Raw genomic sequence first — 12,372 nt, 5'->3', positions numbered from 1 at the left:
ACCCTTCAATTTAAATTGAATCAAATCCATTTTAACAAAAATAGGGCATCACTGCTTTAGCAAAAAGCCTCATCGAAGCGGCAGCATTTTCTACGGAAATGGTGTTAAAGTTAACCTGCATAGAAGCCAAGTCAAAGCCCCCAACTTGTTCATAGTAGCCACGGATAGTCTTCCGCAATTGTTCAGGTGTACCAATCCAAGCAGCTCCCTTCTCTACCTGAGATTCAAAAGTTTCTTGCTTTAGTCCAGCAATAATTTTGTCGTAGCTATGATAGTCCGCCGAATGGGTATCCATTAACCAATCAGAAGCCGCTTCTACCAAAGATTTCAAATAGTCGTTCAAGGGTTGACGAGCAATTGCGATCGCTTTCTCTGCGGTTGGGGCACAGAACATGTGAAAAGCCAACATTACCCGACCCTGGCCTGGATGACCAGCCGACTTCCAGGCATCTCGATATAGCTTAATTAACTCCGCCATTTTCCCACCGGCCAAAGGAATTGCCATGATGCCATAACCCTTGTGACCAGCAGCCACAAAGGATGCGGGGGTAGCCAAAGCAGCTACCCAGAAAGGAGGACGGGGAGTTTGAGTAGGACGAGGCAAAGAGGTAACGTTTTCAAAGCGATGAAACTGACCCTCCATGGTCACATTTTCTTGTTCGAGCAGGCAACGTACCTGTTCCATCCCTTCCTCAAAGCGGCTGCGGCTCTCGTTCAAATCAATGCCAAATCGGGCAAATTCATGGGGAAGAAATCCACGGGCAAAGCCAACTTCCAGACGTCCGTTGGAAATGGCATCGAGCATACCAATTTCTCCAGCTAATTTGAGTGGATTGTTGAAGACAGGCAAAACCGCTCCAGTGATCAGGCGAGCTTTTTGAGTTTGTTGGGATGCAGCAGTCAGAAAAACGATGGGATTAGGGCTGTATCCGCCATATCGGTGGAAGTAGTGTTCGACAATTCTAATACTAGTATAACCGAGTTGATCACACAGACTGACCAGCTCGAGAGCTTCCTTAAAATACTGGGCTCCTGACTTCTGTTGAGGGCTAACATCGGGAAAAAACTCTAAACCAAATTCCATTATTTTTAGGGTTTAAAGCTAAAAATGCGATCGCTACTTTTCAGTGATGGTGGCTTCAATATGTATAGCACGACGCATTAAAATTAGGACATTGATACAAGTAGCAAAAGGGTCGCACCTGTGGAATGGGCATCTGGCTGTGGAATGGGCATCTTGCCTGGAACGGGCATCTTGCCTGGAACGGGCATCTTGCCTGGAACGGGCATCTTGCCCGTTACAACCTTCCGGCGGGCAGGATGCCCACTCTACTCCTATTCAAAAGAAGATTCAGCAACGCCAAATTCTTCATTCTTCATTCTTCATTCTTCATTCTTCATTCTTCATTCTTCATTCTTCATTCTTCATTCTTCATTCTTCATTCTTCATTCTTCATTCTTCATTCTTCATTCTTCATTCTTCATTCTTCATTCTTCATTCTTCATTCTTCATTCTTCATTCTTCATTCTTCATTCTTCATTCTTCATTCTTCATTCTTCATTCTTCATTCTTCATTCTTCATTCTTCATTCTTCATTATCAATTCTAAACTAAACCCCGGTAACACCTCATTTCCTGTTAACATTACAGGCATTGCTACTACTTCCACAGGTTGATTTGCCAGATAAATTTCTACCAGTTTATCCTGGGGATTAATCAACCAACCCAAACGCAAGCCACTGGCTAGATACTCTTGCATTTTCTCCTGTAGGGGCTTTAATCGATCTGTCCGTGAGCGCAACTCAATCACAAAATCGGGACAAATCGGTGGAAAACCTTCTCTTTCTGTTTGACTCAATGCTTTCCATCGTTCCAGGGCTACCCAAGCTACATCCGGAGAGCGATCGCCACCACCTGGTAAACTAAACACAGTCTGAGAACTAAAGACAACCCCCAACCGAGTCTGACGATTCCAAATAATTAGATCACCAATCAGATTCGCCTCAATCCTTCCACTTTCTCCGCCTAAAGGAGCCATAATAATTAATTTACCTTGGGGTGAACGTTCAAGCTGTAAATCAGGATTAGCCTCACACAAGCGATAAAACTGCTCTCTGGTCAGAGTGGTAATGGGCTCTAGATTTAATACTGTTGTCATCCCAATTATCCTAAATAGTTAATAAACCAGAAATGCTATGGTCTTTCGACCCGCTGTAGACCATAAGCACTTCAGGGTTGCGCTTTCGCGATTAGCCTTATGCTAGCCCACAGCGATCGCATCTATCTTGAACAGGGGATTAATAGCGCAACACTTACATATAGTATAAACGAAGCCCAGAGGATCCCATTGTGGGAAGAAAGAATAGGGCTTGTGACAGAACCGCTGTGGATATCGGAAGCTATAGCCAGAGCTATTCATAGTGATCCAATTCCACAACTGTTTTCTTGGATGGGGGGAAAGGTTAGGAACAGACCAAGAAACCCAAAATGCGATCGCGCTTGTGGCTGGGTGCATCTCCTCAAAGCTGTTTGACCTGGTGGGTGGAATAGGCATCAGGCGTGGAATGGGCATCAGGCGTGGAATGGGCATCTTGCCCGTTACAATCGGACCGACTGTCCCAACACTGGCTACCGAGAAAATCAGGGCGAGCCGGTTCCTAAAGCACCACTAGCCACTAAATTCTAAATTCTAAATTCTAAATTAGGCTCGTTCACGAGGTTCAGAGGCTCGTTCACGAGGCCCAGAGGATCCCCTAGGGAGGCTCAGAGGCTCAATCACGACCCTCAGAGGCTCAATCACGAGGCTCAGAGGATCCCCTAGGGAGGCTCAGAGGCTCAATCACGACCCTCAGAGGCTCGTTCACGAGGCCCAGAGGATCCCCTAGGGAGGCTCAGAGGCTCAATCACGACCCTCAGAGGCTCGTTCACGAGGCCCAGAGGATCCCCTAGGGAGGCTCAGAGGCTCAATCACGAGGCCCAGAGGATCCCCTAGGGAGGCTCAGAGGCTCAATCACGACCCTCAGAGGCTCGTTCACGAGGCCCAGAGGATCCCCTAGGGAGGCTCAGAGGCTCAATCACGAGGCCCAGAGGATCCCCTAGGGAGGCTCAGAGGCTCAATCACGACCCTCAGAGGCTCGACCGCAAGCCTTTTTGGAAACTAAGCCTGAGAATTGGCTTTAGTAGATCTATAGCGAGTAACTTTAAAGCGTTTCCCTAAACTCTCGGCAATGGTTTTTAGACCGGGAGTCCTTTTTGCAGCCATCTTGATGTAATCATAAACTTGTAGACCGCTGTTCATAGCCTCAGAGCTGACTGCCATTAAGGTATCATCGACCTTTTCAGTCAATTGTCGGAGTTGGAATAAGACATCGGTCAGAGCAACGGCTAGCTGATAGTCCCGTGCAAACTCTTCTAGGTCAAAGCTAGCAGGTAGAACCTTGGGGTTAGATTGGGCAGCAGTGAGGCTATTATTAACAAACGATAGACTTTTTGAACCCATCTTCAAAATGGTGCGTCGTTCCTCAGCCGTTAAATTAATTAAGAAAGGCAGCTTTTCTTCAATAGTTTGTAGGGCGGTTTTGATTTCCTGGACATCTCTTTCGGAAAGAGTACCGGTAATATTTTGATAAGGCATTGTACGATGCTTTTAATTCTCTAAATGGATAATGACAATGAAGCGTCATGCCAGACCTATGCTTTTGCCATCTATGATTAGAATTCCCAGTAAATTATGGAATCGCACTACTACTCTTAGGACTTACGCCGCCAACCCGGTTATTGACGGTAATTCAAGGGAGTAGGGAGTAGGGAGTAGGGAGTAGGGAAGGGGGAAAATAATTTATTATTATCGCTTTTTAATAACAGCAATAATCAGTTGCTTTTATTCTTTAACTAAAGAATCTATCACTTCTATATTTGTTGGCTTACAGTGTTGTTCATAACTATCAGGTGCGCTTGACCCATTAAGAATTAAATTCGCCACGGGTCGCACCTGTGGAATGGGTATCTTGCTGTGGAATGGGCATCAAGCCAGTTTCATGCTTATTTTCGGGCGGGCAGGATGCCCACTCTACTACTATTCAGTGGAATGGGCATCAGGGGTGGAACTGGCATCAAGCCAGTTTCATGCTTATTTTCGGGCGGGCAGGATGCCCACTCTACTCCTAATTTCCGGGCGGGCAGGATGCCCACTCTACTCCTAATTTCCGGGCGGGCAGGATGCCCACTCTACTCCTAATTTCCGGGCGGGCAGGATGCCCACTCTACTCCTATTCATTGGAAGATTCAGCAACGCCGGATTTTTCTCTATTCCCTGTTCCCTATTCCCTGTTCCCTATTCCCGACTCCCCACTCCCCACTCCCCACTCCCTAAAATATAGCCCCTAACGCTGATTCTGCAATTTTCTCATTTCCTCTTGTACCCCCACTGCCACCTGCAAGGCTTGATCTAAAACTCGTCCATACTCACTGGCCTGATCACTCAAGTGCAGAGCCGTCAAGGTGGTTAAATTAGTAGTAAATAGCTGAGGATTCTTAGTAATAAACTGCTTATTCTCCCTGAGAATTCGTTCTGTCTTCAAGGCACGCACTAAATCCGTTTTCATCACCCTAAGGGCTTCGAGCACTCGCTCCCGATTACTGAGACCAACACCTGGATTCCCAGCTTCTTCCAATTGATCATTAATGTCTACAGCTCTAATCACCGTATTGTATCGATCCACCTCTTTCACCAGCCGTCTAACTGCCTTATATTTCAGCCATAGAAAGGTACCTCTACCCAATTTGATCAGGAAATCTCCTGGTTCTTTTGGTTTCTCTAGGAAAAAACGTCTGACTCGCTCTGGCTTCTCCCCAATCAAATTGGTTAGATAATCCTCTGAAATCACCAAGTCCTGCAAATCAGGTCGCATAGTTGTCCGTGCCTATGATAAGATAGTGGTCGAGAGCCTATTAATCTATAAGCTTAACATGGTCTTCATACCTTACCGTTAAGCTCAGGAGACCTGTTAGGGGTCAGGGGCATGACTGGGTATATGATCCCATAGGTTACCCAATTGAATACCCATAATCTCGGGAAGTGGGGTAGGGTGCTTGATAAGACGGGCTCCCCTTGATTTTCCCCCTCTTGACATCGGTTGAGAGAGCCCGTCCGATTGTAACGGGCAAGATGCCCGTTCCACCCACCGGGTCAAACAGCATGGATTGAGATGCACCCTTCAAAATGTGTTTTTTAAGAGTTCAATGGGAATAATTGAATATAGTCAGATAGACTGAATACATTTAAGTGCTGTAAATAATGAACAAACATGACCTCATCCAAAAGTTGGGCATGGAAATGCATCCTGAGGGAGGCTATTTTACCGAAACTTATCGTTCCAACACGATTATTGAAACTGATAGAGAGGGGCAGCAACGGGCAGTGCTGACTTCTATATATTATCTTCTTACAGATGATCGTCCTATTGATCACTTTCACATCAATAAGTCTGACATTATGCACTACTTCCATGCAGGCTCTCCGGTGATCTATCTAGTCCTTCATCCCAACGGAACCTTGCAAAAGTTTAAACTAGGGATGAATCTGGCCAACGGAGAAACGCCCCAACTCCTTGTTCCTGGTGGCTACTGGAAAGCTGCATTCCTGGAAGATGGCGAATTTGGACTCCTTGGGGAAGCCGTTGCACCAGGCTTTGAATACCGTGATATGAAGATTGCTGAGCCTGATGCTTTCCGCCAGGAATTTCCTCACCTCTGGGATCAGCTAGCCCCCTATGTTAAGCAGTAATTATCTTAAGCATTAATTAGCGCTATTAGTATTAATTAACTCTAATTAAGTTTATATTATGGTAATATATAGTTATTAATATTGTGTGATTTTTTATAAGCAGAAATGTCTCCACAAGAGTTTTTGTCATCCAGTGTTTGGGTTACCAAGATGAAGACTTACTTCAAGCTTATGGATGTTGACAAAAATGGGGTCTTGACCCTATCCGACTACGAAGAGATCGCGGAGCGCATGATCCAACTTCAAAGTGATCCATCAAGATCTGAAGAAATTCGTGGGATGTGCCGCTCTCTGTTTCAGTATTTTGTCGCCGGAGGAGCTCCCATTGATAGTTACACTCAGATTAACGAAGATGAGTTCATCCCCAACGCTGCCAAGACTGTATCGTTGATTCAATTGCCAGATAAAGTACGGGAAGTAGCTAAACACAAAAACGAACTCTTCTTCGATCTGATCGACACCAATCACTCTGGAAAGATATCCCGTGAAGAGTACCGTAAATACCTGCAAGTATACTGCGGGGAAGATAAACCTGAGGCCGCCGACCAGGCTTTCGACAGCATTGACTTAGATGGGTCCGGTTCCATCAGCCGCGCTGAGTTCGTCGAAAGTCATAGAGTCTACTGGTTTGAACACACCAGCAACCAAAGCAACTCTCCCCTTCCCTATGGGGTATTGGTCGATCAATAGAACTGTTTGAGTCATTACCCAACAAGATCAGTTTGCCCTGGCAGGCACGGCTGTTTCATTGCTCGACCCTAAAATTCAGGGGTGAGGGGCTCAAAGCCCCTTCTAATCCGCAAATAGCCATACATAAAACAAGGATGCGATCGCGTAGCGTCGGCTTTGCCGAATCGCATTCCCAATACTCGTCACAGAAAGCCAGTTAACTTACTCGTAAGCATATGCGCTACGCGCAAACGGTCAAATTTAACAGTTTGAGACTTGATCAAATTGAAAGTCTGAGTCAAAGCCCATCTAAGCATTCAGCAGTCAACCATTGGCCAAAGGCCAAGCGTGCCCATAAGCGAACAGCTTATGGGCTATGCACATGCTTATTGATGAGGAAAGCATTTTGAATAAAACAGGTAAGCATTCGAATAATGCTGAGTTAAGTCGGCTGTCGGCTGTCGGCTGACGGCTGACGGCTGACGGCTGACGGCTGAATACTTACATATCATCGATATCTGAACCGCCATACTTTCAGACCTAGATACCTTCCCAAGGACGATAACCTTGTCTCAAAATCTCATATTCTTGATTTATTTCTGTCTCTAAAGAAAGATAAGAAACTCCTTTGTTAATCTTTTCAATGGTAGCCTGCATACAGGCTAATCCTGCTTTATACTCCGAAATATTTGTCACGTTTACCCGAAAGCCAATTTTCTTTGTAAACATTGAGCTTAAAGGTAAAAGTGTAACCTTTCCAATTTGAGAAAAATATTCACCCAAATTATAACTATCCGCTATCCCTAAAATCTTCATCCTAGATTCTAGTTCTGAGTTAAACCCAATATTGACAAAAGGCCCTGCACAGCTGCTCTTTATAATCTTCATTCCCATAGCAAATAAATCAGAATTCATCAGCAAAGCTTCAGCATTAGCCCTCAATATCTCTAACTCTTTTCTCAATTCTTCACGATCAGTCAAGTCTCTTTTGTTTAGAGCCCAAGAAGCTGTAAGTACCTCGGCATTGGTGTAACGAATATGTGCTGCAACAACAAAGCGCTTAATTTCCTTCACAAGCGCCTCATTCTGACTCGTCAAAAAACCTACTTTGCCAATACCGTCAATTCCAAATTGTCTTCGCATTCCACAGGTTGTGATAACTAAATCTGAGCAACTACTCACACTAGCCACTGAAACTTGGTCATTTTCTATTGCTTCAGTTCCTGAAAAATACATATCATTAATGATTAGAATATTATGTTGATGGGCGACCTCTGCTAATTCTTTTAACTCATCTCGACTATAAATTTGGCACCAGGGATTATTAGGGGTTTCCAGTATCAAAGCAGCAATTAGATATCCATTATTTTTTGCAGTACAAATGACTTCTTCCAATTTGTCTGGCTTAATCTTAAAACTCGAAGGACAAACTTCTACTAAATGCCGAGTAGTGCCACAAAATATATCTATATTATGGTTGTAGCGAAAGTTACCTTCTGGATAAATGACTGTAATAGGTTTAACATTTCCTCCCATTTGTTGTAATAATCTATATTTGGATGCTAAAATCGACATTTTAACAAGAATTGTTGAAGTCTTAGGGAAAATAACTACTGACTTCGGATCAATTTTAGGAAAAGATGGAATTAGTCCAAAAATCTTTTCTGCACCTAGATGAGCAAGACTTTCTGGCACAGTTACCTTATGAGAATCGACTAAATACTGGGCAGGGTAAGATGCATATAAATTCTCCATTTCTACCATTAGATCTTTCTTCTTATATTCAGGGGCATCTGAATGACCCAGATCAAGCTGACCTTGATAGCGTTTAAGTTTTCTAAATAATTCATACTCTTCTGTTGAACGTGATTTCATAAACCAGGAAATTCCTTAATAGTAAAGTTGATTAGTGTAGTGGGATTATAAACATTCAGCAGGTTGGTCTAGCCTGAAAACGCACTGGCATTCCATCAGACGGATAAATCAAAAGGTTCTGTTGTAACTCTTCAACAGATGAACGACCATTGACCAACTCCCAGTCAAAATAACGGAGCAGCATTCCTAGCATTACCGTTGCTTCCACCATGGCCATATGCTCTCCCAAGCAACGATGAGAACCTGAGCCAAAGGTTATCATTGGAAGTGGGCTGCTGCCCTTGCCCTGGTCTAACCAACGCTCTGGCCAAAATTCCTTGGGATTGCTATAGACCTCTGGGTCTCGCCCAGCACCAAGTATTGACCAGGAGATAATCGTGCCACGAGGAATCAAGTTGCCCTCAATTACGGTATCACGTTCAGCCTCCAAGGAAGTGGAACCTGAGGCGACGGAATAAAGGCGCAAAGTTTCTTTGATAATGCCACTAATGTAATTCAATTTCTTCAGACTTTCTGTATTAATACCACCATTACTTTGCCAACTCTGGTCAACCACAGCTTGTGCTTTCTGAAAAACCCTGGGATTTAAAGCTAACTCTCCTACTGCAAAGGATAAAGTATGAGCTGTGGTATCAGTACCAGCAGCCAAGAGTTCAATCGCTTCTGCTATCAGTGTTTTCCGAGTGTATTTTTGTTCCTTAGCCGCTATTTTCACTAACATCGATTCCTGGAACATTGGACTTACCTGCCCCCAATTAGTCGGGTTTTGTGCTCTCATCTTCAAGGCTAAGTCCACTCTCGGACCAATCACACCCTCTAAATATGCCATTGCTCTCCAGTAATCTCGTGAAGCCTTAGTGGGCAAATATTTCATCCATATCTTCTCCCCACTGAATAACCGTAGAACCCGATATCCAAAAATAGACATCGCCTCGTAAGCCTTAAGAATATCGAGAGGTGGACCTTCAGAACTAGAGGATTTTCCATCCACAGGAATTCCGAGCACTAAACAGAAAATCACCCTCATCGTTAGTTCCACAAACAGGAAATCGACCTTTACCTCTGTTTGCGGTGCATCTTGGTGAAGTTTGGCGATTACTTGTTCGCAGGCTTGGTTAATAATCTCAAAGTATTTGGACAGACCACTGGAATTGAATTCCCGATTCCAAGTCTGGCGTCGCCACTGCCACTCACTCCCGTTTTCCCCGATCATAACGGGAGCACCACCAAGGTCGTTCAAAACTTGGCGCGATTGCTTAGACCTAACCAAGCTGCCATCTTTGATGCCATTCACAATGGTGTTTTCTATCACCTTTGGTTGACTCAAAACCAGAATTGGAGGGTCGATCCATAAAACATAAATCGGGCCTAGCTGCTTGCTCCAATCAAACAATAATTGGAAGAATTTCTTCTGTTTAACTGCTGCTAATACCTGAGGAATATTTCCCAATAGCCAGTGTTTGGGAGGACAGGGCAGTAACTCTAGAGATTTGTAAGTATTTTTGCGTTGCCACCAGCGCCAGCCCAGTAGTCCCGCTATGCTAGTAATCCCTAGGGCTGTGGCTAAATAGGGCAAGGAGGGGGAAATAGCAATCTGAGCAGCAATCTCTTGGAACATGAATCCGCCTTAGTTGAACAAGGATAACGTTTACTATTGGGTTCGCACAGGGGAGCTTGATTAGTGTAGCCCCATCCTGAAGGGCGTGGGCTACACTAAAAAATCTAGTCAACAAAATTTTAACTAACTAACTCAGTGGCTCGTTTAGCCAAAGCCTCAGCAGTCAAACCATTAAACGCCATAATTTGACCAGCACTGCCAGCAGTTTCACCCCGCTTCCAAGCCACCACATCCCGTTTGCAAGTACTACGTAACATAATCGGTTCCAGCATGGCACTGGTACCACCAGTAACACCAATCAACCCATCCCCACCAAACAGCTGTTCAAACCCCTGATCATCCAAGAAACCGCCATCAGCTGCAGTACAGGTTTTCCAAGCCGTATCATCAGGACGGTACAAGCGGCGGGGACTGATTACCGAAACAATCCGCACCCCAATCCCTTGGTTTTCCAAATCCGAAGCAGCATCAAACACTGGGATCAGGCTCATATCCCCAATCACCGCAAACACAACGGTTTTACTGCCCTTAGTTTCATGCAATACTATTGCACCATCTTGCAATGCTTGACGGGTTTGCTCAAAGGTCGTGCGCACCGGTAAGGGTGACTTACTGGCAGTAATCGTAATTCCTTTATTCTTAGTACTCAGCGCCCACTCATAACACACTTGGATACTATTAGCATCACAGGGAAACAAGGGGAAAATATTGCCATTGCGCATCATAGCAGCAAAGTAATTTTCAATTTCAGGACGCTGGTGAGTCCAACCATTGCGTCCTTGCTCCAGTGCCCCAGCGGTAAATAATGTAATGGTAGAGGGAGTAGGACGTCGCAATTCTGCCATCGCTTGGGTAACGGTTTGCCAAATGGGTAACCCATTAATAGCAAAAGATTCATAAGAACACCACAGAGTACGAGCTCCAAACAAGGCTAACCCTACCGCTAATCCAGCACAAGCATCTTCACTCAAAGGTTCGTACACCTGACCTTTTGGTCCTTGGAAGTACGTTTCATCAGGGGTAGGGTGGATAATTTTTAAGGCTTGGTTAATATTATTAATTCCAGAAGCAGCATTGCCATCAGCATTGGAGATAATAAAATTAGGGTCTTTTTGCCCCACATGAGCAACTATCGTTCCCATAGCTGTAGTCGCTACTTTCTTCTCTCCGTCAATCACAAATTCCTCTAAAGGTAATTCACCTAAATCTGGCAAAGGAAATTCCTTTTCTGTGACTACAGTATGGGCGGCTGGCCCTCCTCCAGAACGCTCAAAATTTTTCCTGACTAATTCCCAGGCTTGAGACGGTAACGCCCGAGCTTTAAGGGCACTAACAATATAATCTTTTTCCAGGGTATCTCCTGGGTAGAGATTGTGAGCTTTGGCTCCCCGTTTGTGGACTCCCGCTCCTTTGAGTTGTTTAACAATCAGCACCGTTAACTTACCACTCAAGGCTGATTTAGCCGCTTTATCCGTAGCTTCCAAAACCCCTTGGGTAAATACCAATCGCTTCTGCAAAGAAAACTCAGTGCTATCCACATACTCACCAGGTTGGTCAGCATCATCGTAATCCTTAGCATTGATTAAGATAACTTCTTGGAAACCATTGCCCTGCCAGTATGCAATCATCTCTTGATTGGACTTTGTGGAAACCATACTATGGTGTTCCTGGCTGTAACCATTCCACACTAAGATGGGCAGAAAATTAGTCACCTGGGGATAGGCTGTAGAGAAGTGACCAAAACTGCTCATCACATAAGGTTCACCCAAGCCCCCATCCCCAATGGTAACTGGGAATAGTACCCCTGGATGAAGCAAAGCCCCGGCCATGGCAAAGTGTTGCCCTTGTCCGAGGGGACCAGCCGGATTGAGGAGTCCAGGAATTTGACCAGAAAGGTGTCCGAGCAGTCCGTGCATTTCTCGGAAGCGTTCCCCCATCTGTTCTACAGTCTTAATACCCATCTCCTCTAGGGAGCCATCCAGAAACATGTTACTGTAGAATCCAGGGGCATGGTGTCCCACTTCAGTAATAATGTTTTTGTAACCCAGCATGACCAAAGCTGCAATCCCGTCCGCAATGCTGGCAAATCCCCCTGGATGACCAGACGCTTTACTAGCAGTGATGTGCAGGGTTAGGTAGCGTAGGGCATCAGCAGCCAGTAAGGTCTGGAAGACAGCTGCTGGATCATCAGGAGATGCGATGGCATTTTGCCCCAACGCGATTGACGGAACGTCACGCTTCGCGATCGCTGGTTGTTGCCCGTATTGGTCAAAAGCCGCATCAAAACCCGGTATGGTGTTGCCAAAATACTGAATTCCTTGACAGAATGTCGGAACCCTGCTACCAACTGTCATAGTGTCAGAAACCTTTTCTAATCATTACGAGTAATAAACAAATATTACAATCAGCTCGCTGAGTGCGGAAT

12 protein-coding genes are annotated in these 12,372 nt (G+C 44.9%); 4 read left to right on the top strand and 8 right to left on the bottom strand.

Annotation, left to right across the window (positions count from 1 at the left end):
• Window positions 1-31: 31 nt before the first annotated feature.
• The 4 genes from F6J90_RS22815 to F6J90_RS22800 all read right to left on the bottom strand — a co-directional run bounded on the left by F6J90_RS22815 (window position 32) and on the right by F6J90_RS22800 (window position 3,634).
• Entirely contained in the window at window positions 32-1,084 is a 1,053-nt protein-coding gene (locus F6J90_RS22815; RefSeq protein WP_293098647.1) for an LLM class flavin-dependent oxidoreductase, read from the bottom strand.
• 495 nt (window positions 1,085-1,579) lie between these two features.
• A complete protein-coding gene (locus tag F6J90_RS22810) occupies window positions 1,580-2,158 on the bottom strand; it encodes a Uma2 family endonuclease (protein WP_293098644.1) in 579 nt (192 codons plus the stop codon).
• 102 nt (window positions 2,159-2,260) lie between these two features.
• Window positions 2,261-2,590, bottom strand: coding sequence for a hypothetical protein (locus F6J90_RS22805; RefSeq protein WP_293098642.1), 330 nt, complete (start codon window positions 2,588-2,590; stop codon window positions 2,261-2,263).
• A 567-nt stretch (window positions 2,591-3,157) separates the two neighbouring features.
• Window positions 3,158-3,634: a hypothetical protein gene (locus F6J90_RS22800; RefSeq protein WP_293098640.1), complete on the bottom strand. Its 477-nt coding sequence runs from the start codon at window positions 3,632-3,634 to the stop codon at window positions 3,158-3,160.
• A 403-nt stretch (window positions 3,635-4,037) separates the two neighbouring features.
• Between F6J90_RS22800 and F6J90_RS22795 the strand changes: the two genes are divergently transcribed.
• Both F6J90_RS22795 and F6J90_RS22790 read left to right on the top strand, forming a co-directional pair.
• Complete coding sequence (locus tag F6J90_RS22795; protein WP_293098637.1) at window positions 4,038-4,202, top strand: hypothetical protein; 165 nt, start codon at window positions 4,038-4,040, stop codon at window positions 4,200-4,202.
• A gap of 16 nt (window positions 4,203-4,218) precedes the next feature.
• Window positions 4,219-4,386 (top strand): hypothetical protein, encoded by a 168-nt coding sequence (locus F6J90_RS22790; protein WP_293098635.1) that lies wholly within the window; start codon window positions 4,219-4,221, stop codon window positions 4,384-4,386.
• Here the strand turns inward: F6J90_RS22790 and F6J90_RS22785 are convergent.
• Window positions 4,383-4,910, bottom strand: a complete 528-nt coding sequence (locus F6J90_RS22785) for a hypothetical protein (RefSeq protein WP_293098633.1) — start codon at window positions 4,908-4,910, stop codon at window positions 4,383-4,385. The two genes, F6J90_RS22790 and F6J90_RS22785, sit on opposite strands and share 4 nt — an antisense overlap.
• A 386-nt stretch (window positions 4,911-5,296) precedes the next feature.
• On the opposite strand from F6J90_RS22785, the gene F6J90_RS22780 reads away from it, so the two are divergent.
• Both F6J90_RS22780 and F6J90_RS22775 read left to right on the top strand, forming a co-directional pair.
• Window positions 5,297-5,785 (top strand): cupin domain-containing protein, encoded by a 489-nt coding sequence (locus F6J90_RS22780; RefSeq protein WP_293098631.1) that lies wholly within the window; start codon window positions 5,297-5,299, stop codon window positions 5,783-5,785.
• A 105-nt stretch (window positions 5,786-5,890) separates the two neighbouring features.
• Window positions 5,891-6,475: an EF-hand domain-containing protein gene (locus F6J90_RS22775; protein WP_293098628.1), complete on the top strand. Its 585-nt coding sequence runs from the start codon at window positions 5,891-5,893 to the stop codon at window positions 6,473-6,475.
• Between the two features lie 519 nt (window positions 6,476-6,994).
• On the opposite strand, the gene F6J90_RS22770 is transcribed toward F6J90_RS22775, so the two are convergent.
• From F6J90_RS22770 to F6J90_RS22760, 3 genes are all read right to left on the bottom strand, one after another.
• A complete protein-coding gene (locus F6J90_RS22770; protein WP_293098626.1) occupies window positions 6,995-8,329 on the bottom strand; it encodes an aminotransferase class I/II-fold pyridoxal phosphate-dependent enzyme in 1,335 nt (444 codons plus the stop codon).
• 55 nt (window positions 8,330-8,384) lie between these two features.
• Window positions 8,385-9,947: a cytochrome P450 gene (locus tag F6J90_RS22765; RefSeq protein ID WP_293098624.1), complete on the bottom strand. Its 1,563-nt coding sequence runs from the start codon at window positions 9,945-9,947 to the stop codon at window positions 8,385-8,387.
• A gap of 119 nt (window positions 9,948-10,066) precedes the next feature.
• Window positions 10,067-12,301: a phosphoketolase gene (locus tag F6J90_RS22760; protein ID WP_293098622.1), complete on the bottom strand. Its 2,235-nt coding sequence runs from the start codon at window positions 12,299-12,301 to the stop codon at window positions 10,067-10,069.
• Between the last annotated feature and the right edge of the window lie 71 nt (window positions 12,302-12,372).

It is taken from the genome of Moorena sp. SIOASIH, from assembly GCF_010671925.1.
Taxonomy (GTDB): Bacteria; Cyanobacteriota; Cyanobacteriia; order Cyanobacteriales; family Coleofasciculaceae; genus Moorena.
This window is presented reverse-complemented; position numbering and strand designations above follow the sequence as displayed.